The sequence below is a fragment of the Actinomadura atramentaria DSM 43919 genome, from assembly GCF_000381885.1.
GTDB lineage: Bacteria > Actinomycetota > Actinomycetes > Streptosporangiales > Streptosporangiaceae > Spirillospora > Spirillospora atramentaria.
This window is the reverse complement of sequence record NZ_KB907208.1, coordinates 298,187-319,924: the sequence shown is the minus strand read 5'-3', so window position 1 is coordinate 319,924 and position 21,738 is coordinate 298,187. Positions and strand designations below refer to the sequence as shown.

General features: G+C 75.8%; 16 protein-coding genes. 5 read left to right on the top strand and 11 right to left on the bottom strand.

Annotated features, from left to right (window positions below; genetic code table 11):
• The first annotated feature begins 24 nt into the window (after positions 1 to 24).
• From G339_RS0101430 to G339_RS0101420, 3 genes are all read left to right on the top strand, one after another.
• The gene (locus G339_RS0101430) at positions 25 to 1,032 is read left to right on the top strand and encodes an ATP-binding protein (protein ID WP_019629293.1); all 1,008 of its coding nucleotides are present in this window, start codon (positions 25 to 27) and stop codon (positions 1,030 to 1,032) included.
• A complete protein-coding gene (locus G339_RS0101425) occupies positions 1,029 to 3,020 on the top strand; it encodes a hypothetical protein (RefSeq protein ID WP_157407235.1) in 1,992 nt (663 codons plus the stop codon). Before G339_RS0101430 ends, G339_RS0101425 begins: the two co-directional genes overlap by 4 nt.
• Positions 3,021 to 3,086: 66 nt before the next feature.
• Positions 3,087 to 6,737 carry a hypothetical protein gene (locus tag G339_RS0101420; protein ID WP_157407234.1) on the top strand — a complete coding sequence of 1,217 codons (3,651 nt, stop codon included), beginning with the start codon at positions 3,087 to 3,089 and terminating at the stop codon, positions 6,735 to 6,737.
• 4 nt (positions 6,738 to 6,741) lie between these two features.
• On the opposite strand, the gene G339_RS38400 is transcribed toward G339_RS0101420, so the two are convergent.
• The 8 genes from G339_RS38400 to mfd form a co-directional block, all read right to left on the bottom strand.
• Positions 6,742 to 8,517, bottom strand: coding sequence for a protein kinase domain-containing protein (locus G339_RS38400; RefSeq protein ID WP_051107750.1), 1,776 nt, complete (start codon positions 8,515 to 8,517; stop codon positions 6,742 to 6,744).
• A 94-nt stretch (positions 8,518 to 8,611) separates the two neighbouring features.
• On the bottom strand, positions 8,612 to 10,006 hold the full coding sequence (locus G339_RS38395; RefSeq protein WP_157407233.1) for an SAM-dependent methyltransferase: 1,395 nt from the start codon (positions 10,004 to 10,006) through the stop codon (positions 8,612 to 8,614).
• A gap of 317 nt (positions 10,007 to 10,323) precedes the next feature.
• Positions 10,324 to 10,467: a hypothetical protein gene (locus G339_RS38390; protein ID WP_019629290.1), complete on the bottom strand. Its 144-nt coding sequence runs from the start codon at positions 10,465 to 10,467 to the stop codon at positions 10,324 to 10,326.
• A 295-nt stretch (positions 10,468 to 10,762) separates the two neighbouring features.
• Positions 10,763 to 10,990, bottom strand: coding sequence for a hypothetical protein (locus G339_RS0101400; protein ID WP_019629289.1), 228 nt, complete (start codon positions 10,988 to 10,990; stop codon positions 10,763 to 10,765).
• A 13-nt stretch (positions 10,991 to 11,003) separates the two neighbouring features.
• Positions 11,004 to 11,948, bottom strand: coding sequence for an NADP-dependent oxidoreductase (locus G339_RS0101395; RefSeq protein ID WP_019629288.1), 945 nt, complete (start codon positions 11,946 to 11,948; stop codon positions 11,004 to 11,006).
• A 79-nt stretch (positions 11,949 to 12,027) separates the two neighbouring features.
• Positions 12,028 to 12,987 carry a nucleoside triphosphate pyrophosphohydrolase gene (locus tag G339_RS0101390; protein ID WP_019629287.1) on the bottom strand — a complete coding sequence of 320 codons (960 nt, stop codon included), beginning with the start codon at positions 12,985 to 12,987 and terminating at the stop codon, positions 12,028 to 12,030.
• Positions 12,984 to 13,625, bottom strand: a complete 642-nt coding sequence (locus G339_RS0101385) for a hypothetical protein (protein WP_019629286.1) — start codon at positions 13,623 to 13,625, stop codon at positions 12,984 to 12,986. The genes G339_RS0101390 and G339_RS0101385 overlap by 4 nt, the downstream gene beginning before the upstream one ends.
• Before the next feature lie 43 nt (positions 13,626 to 13,668).
• Positions 13,669 to 17,178 (bottom strand): transcription-repair coupling factor, encoded by a 3,510-nt coding sequence (gene mfd, locus G339_RS0101380; RefSeq protein WP_026341044.1) that lies wholly within the window; start codon positions 17,176 to 17,178, stop codon positions 13,669 to 13,671.
• Between the two features lie 221 nt (positions 17,179 to 17,399).
• Here mfd and G339_RS40765 point away from each other — a divergent pair, with 221 nt between their 5' ends.
• A complete protein-coding gene (locus G339_RS40765; RefSeq protein WP_019629284.1) occupies positions 17,400 to 18,134 on the top strand; it encodes a methyltransferase domain-containing protein in 735 nt (244 codons plus the stop codon).
• Positions 18,135 to 18,171: 37 nt separating this feature from the next.
• Here the strand turns inward: G339_RS40765 and G339_RS0101370 are convergent, their stop codons facing one another.
• The 3 genes from G339_RS0101370 to G339_RS32190 are packed head-to-tail and all read right to left on the bottom strand — an operon-like array spanning position 18,172 to position 19,831.
• A complete protein-coding gene (locus tag G339_RS0101370; protein WP_019629283.1) occupies positions 18,172 to 18,600 on the bottom strand; it encodes an FAD synthase family protein in 429 nt (142 codons plus the stop codon).
• The gene (locus G339_RS0101365) at positions 18,597 to 19,391 is read right to left on the bottom strand and encodes a CDP-alcohol phosphatidyltransferase family protein (protein ID WP_019629282.1); all 795 of its coding nucleotides are present in this window, start codon (positions 19,389 to 19,391) and stop codon (positions 18,597 to 18,599) included. The genes G339_RS0101370 and G339_RS0101365 overlap by 4 nt, the downstream gene beginning before the upstream one ends.
• On the bottom strand, positions 19,388 to 19,831 hold the full coding sequence (locus G339_RS32190) for an adenylyltransferase/cytidyltransferase family protein (RefSeq protein WP_051107749.1): 444 nt from the start codon (positions 19,829 to 19,831) through the stop codon (positions 19,388 to 19,390). The genes G339_RS0101365 and G339_RS32190 overlap by 4 nt, the downstream gene beginning before the upstream one ends.
• Positions 19,832 to 20,186: 355 nt before the next feature.
• On the opposite strand from G339_RS32190, the gene cysC reads away from it, so the two are divergent.
• The gene (gene cysC / locus G339_RS0101355) at positions 20,187 to 21,668 is read left to right on the top strand and encodes an adenylyl-sulfate kinase (protein WP_019629280.1); all 1,482 of its coding nucleotides are present in this window, start codon (positions 20,187 to 20,189) and stop codon (positions 21,666 to 21,668) included.
• The last annotated feature ends 70 nt before the right edge of the window (positions 21,669 to 21,738 follow it).

Sequence of the window (21,738 nt, the reverse complement as noted above, 5' to 3'; positions counted from 1 at the left end):
CGGCCCATCGAAGGAGACCCGCACATGGAACCGGAACGCGGCCTGCCCCCGGCGCGGCCCGAGCACAACATCGCGATGTGGGGGCCGCCGGGCAGCGGCAAGACCACGTTCCTCGCGGCGCTGCACATCGCGCTGAACCGGCGGCAGGACGGCTGGAAGGTCGTCGGCGCGAACGGCCCGTCCACGGACGCGCTGATCCGGCTGACCGGGTCGCTGGCGACGCAGGGCCACTTCCCGGCGGCGACGCGCGGCATCGAGCGGTACCGGTGGTACCTGGTCGGGGCGGCGGAGCGGGCGAAGCGGTTCGCGCTGCGCCGCCGGCCGCCGCAGGACGTCCGGATCGGGCTGGACCTGCTCGACCCGTCCGGCGAGCTGTTCGACCAGGAGCACTCCGGGTACGCGGGCGTCCACGGCGAGCTGGTGGACAACCTGGTGAACAGCCGCGGGATCGTGTTCCTGTTCGACCCGGTCCGCGAGTTCGAGGACGGGGACGCGTTCGACTACCTGCACGGCGTCCTGTCGCAGCTCGCCAACCGCATGCTGGAGTCGCCGGAGTTCGCGGACGGCATGCTGCCGCACCACGTCGCGGTGTGCATCACCAAGTTCGACGAGATCCGCGTCATGGAGACCGCCGAGAAGCTCCGGCTCGTCACCGTCGACCCCGACGACCCGCTGGGCTTCCCCAAGGTCGAGGAGGAAGACGCGCGCGACCTGTTCCGCGCGCTGTGCGGGGTGTCGGCGACGGGCAACGCCGAACTCGTCCACAACACGCTCATCCAGTACTTCCGGCCGGAGCGGGTCCGGTTCTTCGTGACGTCGGCGGTGGGCTTCTACGTGGACCCGCGCGTCGGCCGGTTCGACCGCGACGACTACCAGAACCTGCTGCCGGAGGCCGAGTCGTCCAAGGCGGTCCGGGTGCGCGGCACGATCCACCCGATCAACGTCGTCGAGCCGCTGCTGTGGCTCGGCCGCAGCCTGGCCGCCGCGCACCGCGCCGCCCCGGCCGCCCGCGCCGCCGGGACGGGCCGGTGAGCCGCGCGGCGGCGCCCGTCCAGTGGGCGCTGATCGGCAAGCGGCCCGGCGGCCGCGCCTACGAGGTGCTGAAGTGCGGCGGGGACGTCTTCAAGCGCGACGACTTCTCCGCGATGAACCAGCGGTTCTCGCCGGGGACGCCCGAGCGGCTGCCGCAGGTGACGGTCGCGCGCGCCGCGTCCGGCGACAACGCGCACCTGACGCTGTCGATCGAGGAGGAGTCCGAGGAGCACGACGCGGTCGGCCGCGACGTCGTGGTGACGCGGCTGTACTGCGTCCCCTACGCGCTGCTCGCGGAGCGCGCGGTGTCGTACGAGGCGCTGTACCGGGCGTGCGACGCGCTGCGGCTCCCGGCGGCCGGGCCCGCCGCGATCGAGCTGCCGCCGCCGGACCCGCAGCCGCTCGCGGACCGGATGGACCGGGTCGTCGTGCGGACGGCGGCGCTGCTGCTCACCGGCGGGCCCGTGCAGGTCGTCGGCGCGGACTCGGTGCCGCTGCTGGACCGGCTGCGGTTCGTCGACGCCGTCACCGCGATCCTCCCGTACGGGATGCGCACGAAGTTCTCCGCCGCGACGTGGACGAGCAGCACCGCCGAGCACCAGATCCGGCTCGCGTTCGCGCGGCACGAGCGCGAGAACGCGCACACCGTCGTGTGGAACGAGCCGCCCGACATCCCCCGCGAGGCGGACGCGGCGCTGCGGTACATCGACCTCGTCGCCGGGCGCTCCCGGCTCGAACTGCTGGAGCTGATGGCCGGGGAGAAGCGGCAGCTCGGGTTCGGGCCCGCCGACCGGCGCGAGGTCCTGCTGCTGCTCAACCGCGCCCGCGAGCCGCTGCAGCTCCCGCCGCCGCTGCCGGGCGGCGGGGAGAGCGTCGCGGACCTGCTGGCGCGCTGCGCGGACGCGCTCGACGGGCGCGCCGACGACCTGGAGGACGCCGTCCGCCGCCTGTCGTACGCGGCCGGCGGGACGCGGGCCGCCGCCGACGCGGCCGCGCACTGGGAGGTCATCGACCGGCGGCGGATGCTCACGCCCCGGCGGGGCGTCCGCGCGCAGGACGCGCAGGCGCTGTACGTGCTGCTGGTCCAGCTCGCGTTCCGGCACGTCGACACGGCCGAACTCGCGCAGATCGAGCGGGCCGCGGGCGGGCTGCACCAGCCGCTGCTGTACGCGCTGTACGACCTGCGCGGCATCGCGTCCGCCGAAGTGCAGCTCACCGTGGGGTGGAAGCTCGGGAACAAGATGCTGAACAGCGTCCTCGGCGGGCTCGGGGAGGCCGTCCTGACCGAGGTCGCCGTGCGCACCGCCGACCCGGTGACGGCCGAGACGGCGTGCGACGCGCTCGCCCGGCGCGGCGGGTCCGAGCCCAACGGCGAACTCGTCCAGGCGCTCCAGGCGCACGGCTACCTCGCGCCCGTCGTCGCGCGGCTCAAACCGGACCGGCCGGACGAGCAGCGCAAGCGGCTGACAGCGCTGCTGCGGGCCGCGTACGGGTCGGGGCCGCTCGGCCGCGCCGAGTTCCGCGAGGTCGTCGGCTCGCGGCGGGACCTGGCGACGCCCGCGCTGCTCGGCGCGGCGCTCGCGCTGTGCGGGGAGCCGGACGCGTGGGACGTCCTCGTCGAGGAGTACCTGCTCGGGCTGCTGCGCGGTGCCGGGCTCGGCAAGGACGTCGACAAGAAGCTGCCCCCGCCGCGCCCGCCCGCGCCCGCCCCCACGCAGCAGATGGGCGCCTGGCCGCCGCCCCCGCCGCCCGACCCGCCGACCGGCGACAAGCAGGGCGGGCTGCGGCTGCCCCGGCTGCGGCGGTCCGGCCGCCGGGAGGAGAGCGGGGACCGGCAGAACGCGCCGCCGGCCGCCGCCGGGGACCCCGCTTTACATCCGGGACGGCTGTACGAGAGCACCGCGTTCCGGATGCTCGTGCTCGTCCTCGGCGCGGCGGCGGCGACCGGGGCGGTCCTCGGCCTCGCGCTCGCGCTCGTCACCGGGTGACCGCGCCCGCCGTCGCAGGACCCGCAAGCTCTCAGTACCCGTGGCGACCCGTGAGGGGGCCGGTTCGTGAAGGACCCGTTGGGCGGCCCGACGCCCGAGGACGCGGCGGTCCCGGTCGCCGCGGAGTGGGCGCTGTTCGGCCACTCGCCCGCCACCCAGCGGCAGGAGGTCCTGGCGTGCAGCGCCGGACGGCTCGGCGCGGCCGACTTCGCCGAGATCGCCGGGCGCTACGACCCCGGGACGCTGGAGACGCTGCCGCAGGTCACGCTCGCCCGCGCCGGGTCGGGCGACGGCGCGTACCTGACCGTCGCGCGGCAGGAGTGGGCGGCGGAGGACCGGTACGGGCGGCCGCAGCCGGGGACTCGGCTGTTCTGCGTCCCGTACGCGGCGCTCGCGGCGCGGCCCGTCTCGTACGCCGCGCTCCATGACGCGCTGAACGCCGGGTTCGACGCCGCGTCCCGCCGCGAGCCCTCGCCTCGTCCCGCGCCCGGCCGCCGGACGGGGCTGAGCGCGGGTCCGCCCGTTTCCGTCCCGGCCGGGGGCGCGCTGCTGCGGGTGTCCGTGCCGGAACTGTCGGCCGCCGAGATCGCCGCCGACATCACCGCCCCGGCGATGACGGCCGCCGCGCTGCTGCTCACCGGCCGGCCCGTCTGCCTCGTCCCCGACGCGGGCCTGCCGCTCGACGCCCGGCTGCGGTTCCTCGACGCGGTCGTCGCGCTCCTCCCCTACGGGATGCGCACCGCGCTGTCGGCCTCGACGTGGACCAGCGCCACCGCGGACCACCGCATCCGGCTGTTCTTCAGCCGCGGCGGCCGCCCCGGCGCGCACACCCTCGCCCTGACCGGCCCGCCGCCCGACCCCTTCCTGGACGACGCGGTCGACGCGTACCTGGAGATCCTGCGCCGCGCCCCGAACCTCCCCCGCGTCATCCGCACCCTCGCGACCAGCGCCGACCCGCTCCCCTTCCTGGACGCCGCCCCCGACGCCCTGACCCGCCTGACCCGCGCGTTCCCCGGCCACCGCCCCGAAACACCGCCCCGCCCCACTGAAGACGCGGCCCGAGGCGGCGCCACCCCACCCGGAACGGCGAGCAACACGACCCGCGGTCTCCGCCTCCCCTCGCCCCGCCAAGCAGACGACCCCGAGCAAGACCCCCCGAACGACCAGACCGGCGACCGCACGCGCAACCCCTGGCCCGAACGAACGCACCGCCCCCCAGACACCCCCGCGCGCGACCACACGGACGACCGGGCGAGCACCCCACCGAACGATCCGACCGACGACCCGACCGACCGGGCGGGCGTCCCCCGGCTCGACCCCGCACGCCGTCCGGAGAACCCACCGACCAACGCGGCCGACGACCCGGAAGACCGCCCCGCACGCGGCCGTCCGAACGACCCCGCGCGCGGCGCGACGAACGGCCCGGCAAGCGCCCGCACGCGCGACGCCGGACACGACCGAGCGCGCGACCGGACCGACGATGCGGACACCCCGGGAAGCGACCGGACGCGCGACGCCGGGCGCGGCCGGGCCCGCGACGCGGCGGGCCGCCGGGCCGACGATCCCGCAGACGGCCCAGAAGGCAGGCGAATTCGGGGCGGTGGACGCGGCCGGGCCGACGATCCCACGGACCGCCCAGAAGGCGACCGGACGCACAGCGCCGGGCGCGGCCGGGCCCGCGACGCGGCAGGTCGCCGGGCGGACGAGCCCGCAGACGACCCGGAAAGCGAGTGGACTCGCGGTGCCGGGCGCGGCCGGGCGGGCGGCGCGGCGGGTCGCCAGGCGGACGAGCCCACAGATGACCCGGAAGGCGACCGGACGCGCAGCGCCGAATACGACCGAGCGCGCGACGCGGCAGGTCGTCCGGCGGACGAGCCCGCAGACGACCCGGAAGGTGGGCGGACTCGCGGCCGTGGACGCGGTCGAGCGGGCGACGCGGTGGGCGGTTCGGAGCGCGCGTCGGCGGGCGGCGCGGCGGGTGACTCGCTGGGTACTCGGGCGGGCGCGGCGCGAGACCGGGCGGACGAGCCTGCGGGCGACCCGGAAGGCGGCCGGGCTCGCGGTGCCGGGCGCGGCCGGGCGCGCGGCGCGGCGGGTCGGAGGGCGGACGAGCCCGCGCCCGGCGCGGCGGGCTACCAGACAGGCGACCCGACAGGCGATCCCGCGCTCGGCCCGGCGGGCGACCCGGCGGGCGGGCGGTCGGGCGGCTCCGCGGGCGCGGCGGCGGGCGCGCGGGCGGGCGGGAGCGGGCGCGGGCAGTCGGGCGAGGCGGGGGATGCCACCGGAGTGCTCGCCGCGTGCGCGGACGCGCTCGACCGGCATCGGATGCACGAGCTGGGGCCCGTCCTGCCGGAGTTGCGGCGGCTCGCGGACGAGCGGCACGGGCGGGCCGCGCGGGAGCGGCACCGCGCGATCGTGGAGAGCCGCGGCCTGCTGCGGGTGCAGGCGAGCGTGCCCGCGCTGCAGCGGACGATGCTGTACGACGCGGCGCTGCGCCTGTCGTACGGCCCGGCGCTGCTCGGCGCGGACGTCCTGCACGTCGTGGACCGGGCCGTCGACCCGGACCCCGAGCTGCTCATGGTCCTGGTCGGCCTCGCCGTCCCCGATCCCGCGCTCGCGCTGCTGCTCGGGGACCTGCCGGGCGCGGCGGACGCGCGGGGCGGCCTGCTCGCCCGCGTCCGCACCGCCGACCTCGTGGGCTGGATCGCGCACAACCCCGTCGACGCGGCCGACACCGACCGGCTGCTGGCCGCCGTCGAGGCCCGCGCGGGCGACCCCGGCCTGTCGGCGGCGCTGCCGGCGCACGGCTACCTCGCGGCGGCGGTCGCCGCGCGCTTCCCCGACGACCAGGCCGCGCAGGAGGCCGCGCTGCGGCGGCTGCTGCGGGCCGCGTTCGGCCGCCCCGCGCTCACCCCGGCCGAACGCGACGGCGTCCTGGCGTCCCCCGCCGCCCGCGACCACCCGCCGCTGCGCGACGCCGCCCGCTCCCTGACCCGCCCCCGCACCGCCCCGCCCCGCCGATCCGCGCAGGACAATCCCGCCGCCCCGCCGCACCGGCCCGCGCGAGGCGGCACTGACACCCCGCCGGGCCGAACCACGCAAAGCACCGACGCCCCGACCCGCCGATCGACCCAGGACCACGGCAACGCCCCGCCGCACCGGACCGCGCCGGGCAGCACCAACCCGCCGACCCACCGGACCGGGCCGGACGGCGACGATTCCCCCACCCGCCGGACCGCGCAAGGCGGCACCGACGCCCCGACCCGCCGATCGACCCACCGCCGCGACGACGCCCCGCCGCACCGGCCTGGGCCGGGCAGCACCGACCCCTCGACCCAACGCGCCGAGCCGGGCGGCGACCCCCCGACCCGCCGAACCGCGCAAGGCCGCGCCGATGCCCCGACCCGCCGGTCGGCCCAGGGCCGCGACAGCGCCCCGCCGCGGCGGACCGGGCCGGGCGGTGACGACTTCCCGACCCGCCGGACCGGGCCGGACGGCGGCGACGCCCCGGCCCGCCGGGCCGGGATGGGTGGCGGCGGGGCGGGGCGGTCGGGTGGCGAGTCGTCGGAGGGTGAGGCGCCCGGCGCCGCGTCCGGTCGTGGGCGGGCGCCCGGTGAGCCCGAGTACACGACGTCGGATCTGGTCCTCGGATGTACGGCCTTCGCGGTCGTCGTGCTGCTGGTGGTCGTGGCGCTGGTGTGGTGGCTGGTCGCCTGAGGCGTCAGGCGGGCAGGGCGGCCGCGATGTCCGGGTTGAGCAGGTCGCGGACCTTCGCGTACGGGGCCGTCAGCACGTCGTGGATGCACGCGCTGCCCTCCACCGACCAGTTGACGGCGAAGTGGTCGCGGTCGAGGAACACCGTCGCGGCCGCCGGAATCCCGGCCGGGTCGTCGCCGCTCGCCGGGCCGGGCAGGAAGTCCGCGCGCTTCAGCCGCGTCGCCGCGCAGCCGTCCGGGCCGAACACGCCCTCCTCGGTGCTCGTCAGGCGGCGGAACAGGTCCGCGATCCCCGCGTCCGTCAGCGCGGACGGTTTGAGGATGTCGGCCGTCGTCAGCGGGCGGCCGGTCTTCAGGTCCGCGTTGACGGCCCAGCCGGGCAGCGTCCCGTCGGACGGCGCGCACGTCCGGCCGTCGAACGTGTAGAGCGCCGACACCAGGCGCGGCCCGCTCAGGCCCAGCTTGACGCTCGTGTCGACGGCCGCCGTCCCGCACTCCGCGCGCGTCTCCGGCTGCACGAGCATGCTCTTGTTCGCCTGGCGCATCCAGGAGATGTGGAAGTCCAGCGGCGCGCGCAGCGCCGCGTTGACCTTCTCCTGCGCGCCCGCGTCCGCGAGGCCGGTCACCCGCGCGTACTTGGCGTTGACGGCCAGGTGCTGCTCGGTCGTCGTCATCGCCGCGAGCGCGACGGCCGGGGACGCGCCCTTCGCGGGCGGCGCGTCGTGCCCGCCCGACCCGCGCGCCGTGTACGCGGCCGCGCCGCCCCCCGCGACGGCGACCGCCGCGACGACGGCGACGGCGACCTTCGCCCCGGTCCCCGCGAGAAGCCCCGCACCGCCCCCACCCGCCGCACCGCCCGCAGCCCCCGCGACACCACCGCCCGCCGCGCCGCCCGCGCCCGCGCCGAGCGCGGTGCCGAGCCCCGCCACGGCGAGCGGGAACAGCGCCGCGAGCGCGGCCGCCGCCGACGCGAGCAGCCGCACGCCCCGGTCCTCCCAGTCCGCCCCGTACCCCGCGCCCGCGACGCGTTCCAGCTCGGCGAGCAGCGCGAGCGCGCCCGCGGGCCGGTGCGCCGGGTCCTTGGCCATCCCCGCCAGCAGCAGTTCCCCCAGCTCCGGCGGCGCGTCCGCGACGGGAATGGGCGCGGTCAGGTGCGCCGCGCGCAGCCCGTCCGCCCCGGGCGCGGCGAACGGCTTGCGCCCCGTCACGCACTCGAAGAACACGCACGTCGCGGCGTAAACGTCGGCGGCGGGCCCGGCGGGCCGTCCCGCCCACTGCTCGGGCGGCATGTACGCGGGCGTCCCGGACGCGCCGTCCGCCCCGGCGGGCGCGGCGATCCCGAAGTCGATGAGCTTGCTCAGCCCGTCCCCGCGCACGACGACGTTCGCGGGTTTGTAGTCCCGGTGGACGACGCCGACCGCGTGCGCCGCCGCGAGCCCGAGCAGCGACCCCTTCAGCACGACCAGCGCGGCCTCCGGCCCGAGTGCCCCGTGCTCGGCGAGGACGCGCCGCAGCGGCACGCCGTCCACCGCCTCCATGACGATCGCCGCCCCGTCCGGCCCGGTGACGAACCGGTACAGCCGCGCGACGTGCGGGTCCTCGACGCGGCCGAGCAGCACGGCCTCGTCCCGCAGCCGGTCGAGGTCGGCGGACGCACCGGTCAGGTACTTGATCGCGACGGGCGTCCCGGCGTCGTCGTGCCGGGCGAGGACGACGCGCCCCTGCGCGCCGCGCCCCAGCTCGCGCACCTCGGTGAACCCCTCGACTCGCCACTCGCCCATCAGCCGACCACATCTCCGAAAGTAAGATCACGAAATTCCACGGGATGTGATGACAGCACAGAGCGCCGGGTTCAGGGATCTCGCGTGTCCGGAATCACGGACGGCGGCCGACCGCGCCCCACAGCAGCCCCGGCGCGTCGGCGGGGTCGCCCGGGTCGGGCCGCCACGCGGCGGCGCGCACGACGCCGGGGTCCAGCACGTCGAACCCGGCGAAGAACCGGGCCACCTCGGCGCACGCGCGCGGCCGCAGCGGAACCCCGGCCCGCCGGTAGACGGCCAGCGCGGCGGCGGCGCCGTCGGCGTCGTCCGCGCCGTGCGTGACGATGAGGTGGCTGCCCGAGGGGAACTCCGCCGTCAGCTTCTCGACGAGCCCGTACGGGTCGTCCTCGTCGGGCAGGAAGTGCAGCACCGCGCACAGCAGCACCCCGACGGGCTCCCGCACGTCGATCAGCTCGCGCAGCCGGGGCGTCCGCAGCAGCCCGGCCGGGTCGCGCAGGTCGCCCTCGACGACGGCGACGTGCGCGCTGTCCTCCAGCAGCGCCCGGCCGTGGCTCAGCACGACGGGGTCGCGGTCGACGTACACGACGCGCGCGCCGGGCAGCGCGGCGCGCGCGATCTCGTGGACGTTCGCGCGCGTCGGCAGCCCCGCGCCGACGTCGAGGAACTGCCGGACCCCCGCCCCCGCCGCGTACCGGACGGCGCGCCCGACGAACGCCCGGTTCGCCAGCGCGGCGCCCGGCGCGGCCGGGACCGCCGCCCGGATCTCCGCGGCGGCGGCCCGGTCCACGGCGTAGTTGTCCTTGCCGCCCAGGAAGTGGTCGTAGATCCGCGCGGGCGACGGCCGCCGCGCGTCGAGCGCCGGACCGCCGCCGGGCCGCGAGCGGGCCGACCCGGCGGCCCGGTCCAGGGCGGTCTCCAGCAGCGTCCGCATCCGTTCGTGGCCGGGGTCGCGGTCGAGCCAGTGCCGCGCGTCGTCGATGACGGCGCAGGGCCGTCCGGCGGCCAGCAGCACCCCGGCGATCTCCTCGCGGACGCGGCGCAGCTCGGCCAGCAGCAGGTCCCCCGCCGGGGCGGGGACGTCGCCGGGCGGACGGCCCGTCCACAGCGCGAGCGCGCGCCGGTACGCCGACACCACGGCCGCCGCGCCGCCCGGCCCGGCGGGGGAGCCCTCGACGGGCCGGTGCGCGAGCGCCCGCGCCCACCGGGCCCGCGCGCGGAACTCGCGGACGTCCACGTACGCGCCGTCCGCGTCCAGGCGGCAGCCGCCGTCCGCCCCGGAGAGGACGGCGGGTTCCAGCACGGCGCGCGCGGCCGCGACGACGGCGGGCGCGTCCGCGCCGAAGAGCCGGCCCAGCTCCGCGCCGCTCAGCGCGCTCCCGTCGCACAGCGCGAGGGCGCACAGCAGCCGCCGGACGCGGGGATCGTCCACCCGGGCGGCCGTCCCGTTCACCCGGACGTCCAGCCGCTCGCCGAGAAGACGAAGTTCCATCACGCGCACCCGCTCCGTTGCCTGCGATGTGATTAACGTGAACGTTAATCCACTCACGCATTTGACAACGCCACCCCTGTCCGCTTCCGGCCAAGAGGCGGTGCGCCCCCGCGTTACACCATTTGTTTACTAGGGAAGATGACCGTTCGGCACCGGGCGGGACGCCGGTGCCACCCCTGCCTGAACGCGCCGTTAATACGGACGCCCGAAACGGGCACCGACTTGTGAACATGTGACGCGCCGAGAAATTCGAGCCGCAATTCGGCGATTAAAGAATGGCGGCCCCGGGCCGCGCGGGACGGCCCGGGGAAACACGCTCACGCCAGGTCGGCCGCCGTCACCGACATCGCCACCGGCTCCGCCGGGGCCGCGCCGAGCGCGCGGGCCAGCCGCCGGAACACGGCCGCATCGGCGGCCCGGCCCCGCCGCTCCAGCAGCTCGTGCGCGCCGGTCCACGGCACGCCGCCTCAGCATGACCCAGGGTCTGCCTCAAAGTGCCTCAGCCACAGCGCGAGTGCGTTAACTGGCCGGTGAAGCGATGCCGGAGGCGAGCTTCGCCGGCCAGATCGCGGAGCGATGCCGCGCTCGCCAAGGCCCGGTGAGGCCCGAGCCGCCAGGCGAGGGCCGTGGGCCGGGACTTGGAAACTCAGCGTCGAAGAACTCCGTCGCGCGGGCGAACTCCTCGTAGGTGTTCATGGGGCTCCCTCCCGGTTCGACGCGGACGTCAACCGGGCGGGCGCGCGCTTTGTTCCGGGGTCAGAAGCCTTCCAGCGCCCGGTCCAGCCGACCGCGCTCCTCCGTCAGCGTCTGGACCTGGCTGTCGCGCTCGGCGCGGGACTGCAGGTTCTGCCCGGCGTCGGCGAAGTCGCCCGGATCGGGGACGCTGGCGTTGGTCCCCAGCTCGCCCTGCAGCGTCTCCAGGGTCTCGTCGATCTCCTTGATGCGGTCCTGGATCTCGCGTTTGCGCTTCTCGATGTCCTCCACCGGTGCCTCCCCGTCAGATGCGGATCACGGTCTTGCCGCGCGCGCCGCCGAGCCTGCCGGCCGCGAGCGCGGCGGGGGCCTCCTCCAGGGAGACCTCCCGATGCACGGCTACCCGAATCCGGGAGGCGTCTATCATCTCGGCGATCACGCGGAGCAGGTCGCCGGAGCCGCCCGCGTGGACGTTCACGCCGCTGAGCTGCTGCGCGGCCATCTTGTCGGGGTTCACCGCGCCGATCGAACTGACGTACGCGCCGCCGGGCCGCAGCAGGCCGGCGCGGTGCTCGACGTCCTGCGGGCCGCCGACGACGTCGATCACCGCGTCCACGCCGGAGTGCCCGGCGAGGACCTGTTCGGAGACGTCCGCGCCGGGCCCGTAGTCCACGGTCTCGTCCGCGCCGAGCCGCCGCAGCTCGTCGGCCATGTCGGGGTGGGCGGTGGCGATGACGCGCGCGCCGAGGTCGGCGGCGAACTGCACCGCCATCTGCCCGACGCCGCCCGTCGCGCCGACGACCAGGACCGTGCGCCCGGCGTCCACCTGCGCCTCGCGGACCATCGTGTACCCGGTCATCGCGGCGGTCGGGACGGCCGCGGCCTGCGAGTAGATCATCCCCTCGGGCATCGGCGCGAGCGGCGCGTCCTGCGCGACGACGGCGTACTCGGCGTAGCTGCCGACGCCGCGCGCGACGTCGCGGAACTGCCCGAAGATCTGCTCCCCGACCGCGAACCGGTCGACGTCCGGGCCCGTCCCGGCGACGACGCCCGCGCCGTCCGTCCCGACGACGAGCGGGAACGACGCCTCGACGGTGTCCTTGAGCAGCCCGTCGACGATCTTCCAGTCCACCGGGTTCAGCCCCGCCGCGACCAGCTTGACCAGGATCTCGCCGGGCCCGGGCTCGGGCCGCGGCAGCTCGACCGCGGACGGCGTCGCGCCGTACTCGGACACGGCGATGGCTCGCATGGTGGTCCCCCGATCCACAAAGCGAAAGATCTACTCGTTCCCGCCCTACCCGGCGCGCCGATCCCCCAACCGGCGCGGGTCAGCCGGTGCCGCGCTCGTGCGCGCGGACCCGGTCGGCGAACGCCCGCGCGACCTCGCGCAGCTCCGCCTCCGGGTCGCGGCCCGCGGCGCGCGCCTCCCCGACCAGCGCGAACAGCCGCGCCCCGAACTCCGGCCCGGCGAACGCGAACTCGTCGGCGGGCAGCTCGACGCGGCCCGCGCGGCGCTGGAGCTGCGCGGCGAGCGTCAGGGCGGGCTGCCCCATCGGGACGCCGTCCAGCACGGACGCCGCCGCCCCGCGCCGCGCCTCCCGCTCGGCCTTCTTGATCTGCTCCCAGTTGGCGTTGACCTCGGCCGCGCCGGACACGGCGACGTCGGCGAACACGTGCGGGTGCCGCCGGACGAGCTTGTCCACGATCCCGCCCGCGACGTCGTCGATCGTGAACCGCGTGTCGTCGGCGCGCTCGGCGGCGACGACGGAGTGGAACGCGACCTGCATCAGCACGTCGCCCAGTTCTTCGCGGAGCGCGCCGAGGTCCCCGTCCGCGACGGCGTCCGCGACCTCGTAGGACTCCTCCAGCAGGTACGGGACGAGCGTCGCGTGCGTCTGCTCGCGGTCCCACGGGCACTCGCGGCGCAGCGTGTCCATGACCGAGACGAGGTCGAGCAGCCGCGCGCCCGGCAGGTCGTAGGACCCGTGGACGACCTCGACGTCCACCGGGTCGGCGAGCACGAGGTTCCCGACGGCGCGCAGCAGCGGCTCGTCGCCGTCCGGCGCGGCGATCCACAGCGCCGACCCGGCCCGCGCGGCGGCGACGAGCGCGGCCGGGTCGGGTTCGGCGACGGTCTCGGCGGCGACGTCCGCGTCCGCGAGGTACGGCAGCAGCGGGTGGCCGGGGCGCGCGAGGACGCGGTCCGCCGAGCGCAGCGCGTCCCACGCGCGCCAGCTCAGCAGGCCGGGCGCGACCCGGTGGCTGGTGGCCAGCAGGACCAGGCTCATCCGATCCCCTGCTCGGTGCCCGACAACTGCGAGGTGACCGGTCCGATCGACGCGGTGGCCCGGTCGAACGTGCCGTAGCGCGGGTTGATCTCGACGCGGGTGGACGCGGCGGTGTCGGCGATCTGCTTCTGCGCGGCCCGCAACGCCGCCTGCGCCTGCTGCGGGTTCCCGGTCGTGCCGCCGGGCAGCAGCCGCGTCGCGAGCGCGTTGGTGATGGCGAAGTAGCGGACGATGTCGCCGGTGTAGCGCGTCGGCAGCCCGTTGGAGAGCGTCACGGCGTCGACCCCGCCGGGCCGTTGCGCGAACTGGGCGCGGATCATCGCGAGCTGCCCGCCGGTGACGTCGATCCCGGCCCGGTCGGCGGTGCGGTCGGCCAGCCGCAGCAGCACGCGGACGTTCAGCGCCTTGCGGACGCTGTCGGACGACGCGCCGCTCTGCGCCATCGCCGCGTTCGCGGGCTGGTTGTCGAGGAACTGGGCCCGCCAGTCGCGGACGTCCCGGTCGAGCGACGCGGTGGTGATCCGGTCGTTCCCGACGATGGCGGCGCTCCCCGCCTTCACCGGGGACGAGCCGCATCCGGCGAGCGCGCCGATGGCGAGCGCGGCGACGGCGGCGGCCTTGACGGGCGTCCGGGGCACGGGTGACTCCTTGCTCGGCAGGTGGTGATCAGCGGGCGCCAGCCTAAGCCCGTGCGGGTTCCAGGAACAGGGCTTGGACGAGGTCCGTCGCCCATTTCAGCAACTCCTGGTCGCGCAGCGGACGCCCGCCGAGCGGCGCGGTCTTCGGGGCGGGGACCAGCAGCGTCCCGGCGGCGGGCTTGAGGATGCTCTTGGGGTAGAGCCGCTGGAGCCGCACCTGCCGGGACTCGGGCAGGTCCACCGGCGCGAACTTCACGAACGTCCCCTGGAGGGCGACCTCGGTGAGCCCGGCGCGGCGGGCGAGGGCCCGGAACCGGGCGACCTCCAGCAGGTTCAGGACGGGCACCGGGAGCGGCCCGAAGCGGTCCTTCAGCTCGTCGTGGACCTCGGTGATCTCCTCGTCGGAGGTGATCGCGGCGATCCGCCGGTAGGCGTCCAGGCGCAGCCGCTCGCCGGGCACGTACTCGTGCGGCAGGTGCGCGTCCACGGGCAGCTCGACCTTGGTGTCGGGGGTCTCGGCGGGGCCGCCGCCCTCCTTGAGCTCCCGCACCGCCTCGCCGACCATCCGGACGTACAGGTCGAACCCGACGCCCGCGACGTGCCCGGACTGCTCCGCGCCGAGGATGTTGCCCGCGCCCCGGATCTCCAGGTCCTTCATCGCGACGTACATGCCCGCGCCGACCTCGGTGTGCTGCGCGAGCGTGGACAGCCGCTCGTGCGCGGTCTCCGTCAGCGGCGCCTCGGGCGGGTACAGGAAGTAGGCGTACGCGCGCTCGCGGCCGCGCCCGACGCGGCCCCGGAGCTGGTGGAGCTGCGACAGCCCGTACATGTCGGCGCGGTCCACGATGAGGGTGTTGGCGTTGGGGACGTCCAGGCCGGACTCGACGATCGTCGTGGCGACGAGCACGTCGTAGTTCTTCTCCCAGAAGTCGACCATCACCTTCTCCAGCTCGTGCTCGTTCATCTGCCCGTGCGCGATGCCGATCCGCGCCTCGGGGACGAGCCGGGCCAGGTTCGCGGCGACCTTGTCAATCGAGCGGACGCGGTTGTGGACGAAGAAGACCTGCCCCTCACGCAGCAGCTCCCGCCGGATCGCGGCGGCGATCTGCTTGTCCTCGTACGGGCCGACGAACGTCAGCACCGGGTGCCGTTCCTCCGGCGGCGTGAGGATCGTCGACATCTCGCGGATGCCCGTCAGGCCCATCTCCAGCGTGCGCGGGATCGGCGTCGCCGACATCGCCAGCACGTCCACCTGCGTGCGCAGCCGCTTCAGCTCCTCCTTGTGCTCGACGCCGAACCGCTGCTCCTCGTCGATGATCACCAGGCCGAGGTTCTTGAACCGCGTCTGCGCCGACAGGATGCGGTGCGTGCCGACCACGACGTCCACCGTGCCGTCGGCCAGGCCGCGCAGCGTCTCGTTGATCTCGGCGTCCGTCTGGAACCGGCTGATCGGCTTCACCGCCACCGGGAACGCGCCGAACCGCTCCGCGAACGTCGACAGGTGCTGCTGGACGAGCAGCGTCGTCGGGACGAGCACGGCGACCTGCGAGCCGTCCTGCACGGCTTTGAACGCCGCCCGCACCGCGATCTCGGTCTTGCCGTAGCCGACGTCGCCGCAGATCAGCCGGTCCATCGGGACGGGCTTCTCCATGTCGGCCTTGACCTCGTCGATCGCGGCGAGCTGGTCGGGCGTCTCCACGTACGGGAACGCGTCCTCCAGCTCCCGCTGCCACGGTGTGTCCGGCGCGAACGCGTGCCCGGGGCTGGCCATCCGCGCCGAGTACAGCCGGATCAGCTCCCCGGCGATCTGCCGGACGGCGCGGCGGGCCTTGGACTTGGCCTTCTGCCAGTCCGCGCCGCCGAGCCGGTGCAGGCTCGGGGCCTCCCCGCCGACGTACCGGGTCAGCTCCTCGAGCTGGTCGGTGGGGACGAACAGCCGGTCGCCGCGCGCGTACTCCAGGATCAGGTACTCGCGCGTCGCGCCCTGCACGGTGCGGCTGACCATCTCCACGTACCGGCCGACGCCGTGCTGCTCGTGGACGACGTAGTCGCCCGGCGTGAGCCGCAGCGGGTCGATGCCGCCGCGCCGCCGCGACGGCATCCGCCGCGCGTCCTTGGTGGACGACCGCTGACCGGACAGGTCCGCCTCGGTGAGGACGGCGAGTTTCAGCGAGTCCCAGACGAACCCGTTCTCCAGCAGGCCCGTGGTGACGTTCACGACGGACGGGCGCGGCTCCCCGTCGACGTCCGCGAGCGTCGCGCCGATCCCCGCCTCGGAGACGAGCTGGACGAGCCGTCCCGCCGGTCCCGCGCCGGGCGTGACGAGCACGATGCGCCAGCCGCCGTCGATCCAGCCCTTGAGGTCGGGCATGACGCGGCCGGTGTCGCCCCGGTAGGCGTCGGCGGTGCGCACGTCCAGGCGCAGCGCGTCCTCGCCGGGGTTCAGCGTGGTGGCCGTCCAGCGCGGCAGCCCCAGTTCGGCGGTGTGCTCCTGGACTTCCTCCAGCGAGCGGAACGCCGCAGCGCCGAGGTCGATCGGGGCCTCGCCGCCCGCCGCGGCCGTCACCCAGCTCGCCTCCAGGAACTCCTGGCTGGTGCGGACGAGCTCGACGGCGCGGGACCGGATGCGCTCCGGCTCGCACACCAGCAGCGCCGACCCCTTCGGCAGCAGGTCGGTCAGCAGCTCCATGCGCTCGGCGAGGACGGGCGAGAACGCCTCCATGCCCTCGACGGTGTCGCCGTCCGCGATGCGGCCGAGGATCTCCGCGAGCGCCGGGTGCTCCTCGGCGAGCAGCCGGGCGCGCTCGCGGACGGTCGGCGTCAGCGGCAGCTCCCGGCACGGCGGCGCCCACAGCCCGCCGGCGGCGACCTCCAGGGACCGCTGGTCGGCGGCCTTGAAGTAGCGGATCTCCTCGACGTCGTCGCCCCAGAACTCCACGCGCAGCGGGTGTTCCTCGGTGGGCGGGAACACGTCCAGGATGCCGCCGCGCACGGCGATCTCGCCGCGCTTCTCGACCAGGTCCACCCGGTGGTACCCGGCGTCCACCAGGCGGCGGACGGTGTCGTCGAGGTCGGCGGCGCCGCCCTGCCGCAGCCGGACCGGCTCCAGGTCGGCCAGCCCCGCCACCAGCGGTTGCAGCACCGCGCGGACCGGCGTGACGACGACGTCCAGCGACCCGCCCCGGCCCTCGCCCGCGTCGGCCAGGTCGGGCGCGTCGGGGTGCGCGAGGCGGCGCAGCACCGCCAGCCGCTGCCCGACGGTGTCCGAGCGCGGCGACAGCTTCTCGTGCGGCAGCGTCTCCCACGACGGGAAGTGCGCGACGCGGCCCGGCTCCAGCAGGCTCGTCAGCGCGGCGGCCAGGTCCTCGGCCTCCCGGCCCGTCGCGGTGACCGCCAGCACGACGCCGTCGCCCGCCGCCCGCGCCAGCGCCGCGGCCAGCACCGGCCACAGCGACGGCGGCGCGACGATCTCGGTCTCGGCGCGCAGATCGGTCAGGGCACGGCTCAGCCCGGGATCGGAACACGCGACGTCAACAAGTCCAGAAAGAGTCATCCGCTCCCGCAGCCCCAACCATCGCGGAGAAGAACGCGCCGCCGGAACGCAGCACGAGAAACCGGAAACCTGACGCGGCCCGGCTGGTAGGACTCCAGCCTACGCGCCCGCGCGAGGTGCCCCGCGGCCCAGCCCGACCGGCGCGCGCCGACCGACACGGACCGACACGAGAAGCGGTAAATAGCGGACACTCCGCAGTCGATTGGTTACGCTGCGAGGTTGTGACCGAACTCCGATCGGACAGCGACGGCGACCTGTTCACCGAACGCGCCCGCCAGTACGCGGCCGACCGGCCGAACGACCGGCTGCACATCCTGGAGGCCGGGTGCGGCTGGGGCGGCGGGCTGTGCCTCGGGCCGCCGGAGGGCGGGGCGGGACACCAGGTCACCGGCATCGACCTCGACACCCCGGCGGCGCGCGCGCACGTCCGGTCCCGCACCGACCTGTCGGCGTGGCATCTGGGCGACCTGCGGACCGCGCCGCTGCCGCCGCGCGCGTTCGACATCGTCCACGCGCCCTACCTCATCGAACGGGTGCCGCACGCCGAACTCGTCCTGGACCGCTTCGTGGCGGCGCTGCGGCCCGGCGGGCTGCTGCTGCTGCGGCTGCGCGACCGCGACAGCGCGTTCGGGTTCCTGGACCGGCGGCTCCCGCTCGGCCTGGCGGCGCGGCTGCCGAGCTGGCCGGACGACCGGCCCGTCCCGCCGCCCGCGGGCCACTACGAGCGCGTCGCGTCCCGGCAGGGCATGCAGTGGTACTGCGTCATGCGCGGCCTGGTGATCGCCGAGGAGCGCACGTCCCGCGACACCCTCGCCACGCTCGGCGCGGGCGCCGGCGCGGTCTCCGGCCTGTGCCGCGCCGTCGCGGCCTGCTCCCGGGGCCGCCTCACCGCCGCCCACACCGACGTCGCCCTCGTCATCCGCAAACCCGAGAACCGCTTCGCCCGGCTCATCTGACGCCGGATGGCCGCTTCCGGCCGTCGGTCGGAAGCGGTCAGGAGCGGCCGGTGATGAGCTGGCGCAGCGCGCTGCTCGACGTGTGGACGGTGTAGGGGAAGTACAGGACGCGGACGCCGACCGCGCCGAGGTCGCGCTCCAGCCGGTCACCCTTCTCGGTGCCCTTCCAGTCGTCGCCCTTGAACAGGACGTCGAAGCCGAGCCGCCGCCACATGACGACCTTGTCGCTGGACACGTCGGTGACGACCTCGTCCACGCAGCCCATCCCGCCGACGACCGCCAGCCGCTCGGCGTGCGGGACGATCGGCGGGCGGCCCTTCGCCCGGACCAGGACCTCGTCGGTGACGACGCCCGCGATCAGGCGGTCGCACTGGGTGCGGGCGCGCCGCAGGATGTTGAGGTGCCCGATGTGGAACATGTCGAACGCGCCGGGCACGTACCCGACGACGCCGTCGGGGGCGGTCACGCGCCGCCCTCCGGCCGCCCGAGCGCCCCGACCTCGCGGAACCACTTGACGGACGCGGCCAGCAGGAAAAGCAGGTTCCCCGCGAAGATCAGCGCGTAGACCGGCAGGAAGACCTTCGGCCAGCCGAGCAGCAGGAACGACGCGCACAGCAGCCCGTAGTCGGTCGGGACGACGAGCAGCGACCGCAGGGTCGACGGCGCGGCGGCGGGCGGCACGGCCGTGCCGGTCCGGGCGCGGTGCGCGCGGGCCAGCAGGTCCTTGAGGATCATGCCGAAGAACATCACGGCCGCGACGACGGTGAACCCGAGCGGGATCAGCAGGTAGGCCGCGTGGTCGAGGTCGAAGAAGCGGTAGAAGGAGATCAGCACCGCGCCGTGCAGCGCCGAGATCTTGAGGCTGTCGACCATGTGGTCCAGGTACTCGCCGGCGGGCGAGCCGCCGCCGCGGAGCCGGGCGAGCTGCCCGTCGGCGGAGTCGAAGGCGTAGCCGACGACGAGCGCTAGGCACACCGCGATCCCGACCCACGGCGCGGGGGCGGCCAGGGCGATCAGCGCGACGCCCGCGAACGTGAAGCACGCGCTGATCCCGGTGACCTGGTTGGGCGTCAGCCCGGCGGTGTAGGACGCGGCGGCCAGGAATCGGCCGAGCCTGCGGTTGACGAACCGCGAGTACGCCGGGGCGCCCTTGGCGCTCTTCTGCGCGCCCGCGAGCCGGGCGAGCGCCGCGCGGAAGCCCCGCGGCGGGGCCGGGGGGCCGCCGGCGCGGTCCTCCTCGTGGACGGGCGCGCTCATGCCACCGAACTCCTGCCCTCACCCGCGCCGACGCCGCCGTCCAGCGCCGAGCGCAGCACCGGACTGGCGGTCGCGGCGAGATCGTCGAAGCGCACCACCCGGACGCCCGCGGCCGACAGCGCGCGCTCGGCGGCCGCCGACACGGGCGCGTCGGGACCGCCCGCGAACACCGCGTGGAATCCCACGGCCGCGTGCGCGGCGAGCAGGTCGGCGTCGGCCAGCGCGACCGCCTCGGCGACGCAGGCGACCTCGGCGACGATCTCCAGCCGCTCGATCAGCGGGACGATCGGCGCGGAGCCCCGCCGACCGGCGGCGAGCCGGTCGTCCAGGACGCCGACGACCAGCCGGTCGCACCGGGCGGCGGCCCGGCGGAGCAGATCGAGGTGACCCACGTGGAAGAGGTCGAACGAACCGAACGAAAAGCCGATCACACCTTGCATGCGCTCCCCTTGCCGCAACGCGCGCGCCTTTGTACCGGGTGGTGGATCGACCGTACGCTAGCAGCTCTTTACGCACGTCATGTAACGGACGACCCGATACGTTCCACGGCCCCGGACCCTCTCGGGAGAGGACGACTTCTCCCAAGAACCGGGAAAAGAGCAGACGGTGCGCATCCGGGCGATTACCCTGAGGGACCGTGTCCGGCCAGGCACCCGGCGGCCCGGCGCCGACCGGCGCGACCCCGCCGCGGCTCGGCCCGACGTGCGCTCCGCCGCTGCGGCTCGGTATTTTTCTGCCGAAACCCCATACCGACCTGGAACCGCCCGGCACGCCCGGACGGGATCGGAGAACGCGGTGACCGCCGAAGCCGGCCTGCCCGACATGCTGCGCGACCTGCCCACCTGGACGCCCGACCCGGTGGAGCTGGCCGATCTGGACCTGCTGCTGTCCGGCGCGTACGCGCCGCTCGGCGGGTTCCTCGGCGCGTTCGACGCGGCGATGGTCATCGCGGGCGGGCGGCTCGCGGACGGGACGCCGTGGCCGGTGCCGGTCACCCTCGGCGTCCCCGCCGACCTCGTCGGGCACGAGCGGCTCGTCCTGCAGGACCCCGAGGGGGTGCCGCTGGCGGTGCTGACCGTCACCGAGTCGTGGCAGGACCCGACGTCCGGCGCGACGCGGCTCGCGGGGCCCGTCGAGGCGCTGCGCGCGCCCGCGCACGGACCGTTCCACCGGCTGCGGCGGCGGCCCGACGAGCTGGAGCCCGTCGCGGGCCCGCTGCTGGCCGTCGCGACGCGCGAGCCGCTGCACCGCAAGCAGCTCGGCCAGCTCCGGCAGGTCGCCGAGCAGCTCGGCGCGGCCGTGCTGGTGCTGCCGCTGCTCGGCGGCGAGCACGACGAGGCGCTGGTGCGGGCGCTGCTGGCCGTCCGCCGGGAGCTGCCGGAGGGCGCGCGGATCGTCCCGCTGCCGCTGCCGCCCCGGCCGGGGACCGAGCCGGGCGGGGACCGCGACGTCCTGCTGCGCTCGCACGTCGCCGCCGCGTACGGCGCGACGCACCTGCTCGCGGAGCAGGGCGTGGAGGGCACGGCGATCCCCGTCGTCGTCCCCGAGCCGTGGGGCTACGACGCGGACGTGGAGGTCTGGCGGCCCGTCGCCCGCATCGACCCCGACCACGTCCAGGCCGAGCTGACGCCCGAGCGCCTCGGCGAGCTGCTGGACCGGGGCGAGCCGATCCCCGACTGGTTCACGCCGCCCGCCGTCGCCGCCGAGCTGGCCGTCGCCCGGCCGCCCAAGCACCTGCGCGGCCTCACCGTGTTCTTCACCGGGCTGTCGGGGTCGGGCAAGTCGACGGTGGCGCGCGGCCTGGCCGACGCGCTGGTGGAACGCGACGGCCGCAACGTGACGCTGCTGGACGGCGACGTCGTGCGCCGCCTGCTGTCGGCGGGTCTGACGTTCTCGCGCGCGGACCGGGACCTCAACATCCGCCGGATCGGGTACGTCGCCGCCGAGGTCACCCGGCACGGCGGCGTGGCGATCTGCGCGCCGATCGCGCCGTACGCGGCGACGCGCGCGGAGGTCCGCTCGATGGTCGAGGCGGTGGGCGACTTCCTGCTCGTCCACGTCGCGACGCCGCTGGCGGAGTGCGAGCGGCGGGACCGCAAGGGCCTGTACGCCAAGGCGCGTGCCGGGATCATCCCGGAGTTCACCGGTGTGTCCGACCCGTACGAGGTCCCGGACGACGCCGCGCTGACCCTCGACACCACCGACCTGACCGCAGACGAGGCCGTGGACCGGGTGCTGTCGCTGCTGGTCGAGGGCGGCTGGGTGCGACCTTCCTAACCCTTCCGGGGTTTTCCTACCGGCCCGCCTGGATTGTCGGCGGGGGCGTCGCCTACCCTGGTCGGCGGGT

What these genes read in the sequence shown, in the direction of transcription:
- G339_RS0101395 (WP_019629288.1), bottom strand. Translation starts at nt 11,948, where the DNA reads ATGCGAGCCATCGCCGTGTCCGAGTACGGCGCGACGCCGTCCGCGGTC.
- G339_RS0101390 (WP_019629287.1), bottom strand. Translation starts at nt 12,987, where the DNA reads ATGAGCCTGGTCCTGCTGGCCACCAGCCACCGGGTCGCGCCCGGCCTG.
- G339_RS0101365 (WP_019629282.1), bottom strand. Translation starts at nt 19,391, where the DNA reads ATGAGCGCGCCCGTCCACGAGGAGGACCGCGCCGGCGGCCCCCCGGCC.
- G339_RS0101430 (WP_019629293.1), top strand. Translation starts at nt 25, where the DNA reads ATGGAACCGGAACGCGGCCTGCCCCCGGCGCGGCCCGAGCACAACATC.
- G339_RS38395 (WP_157407233.1), bottom strand. Translation starts at nt 10,006, where the DNA reads ATGGAACTTCGTCTTCTCGGCGAGCGGCTGGACGTCCGGGTGAACGGG.
- G339_RS38400 (WP_051107750.1), bottom strand. Translation starts at nt 8,517, where the DNA reads ATGGGCGAGTGGCGAGTCGAGGGGTTCACCGAGGTGCGCGAGCTGGGG.
- G339_RS32190 (WP_051107749.1), bottom strand. Translation starts at nt 19,831, where the DNA reads ATGCAAGGTGTGATCGGCTTTTCGTTCGGTTCGTTCGACCTCTTCCAC.
- mfd (WP_026341044.1), bottom strand. Translation starts at nt 17,178, where the DNA reads ATGACTCTTTCTGGACTTGTTGACGTCGCGTGTTCCGATCCCGGGCTG.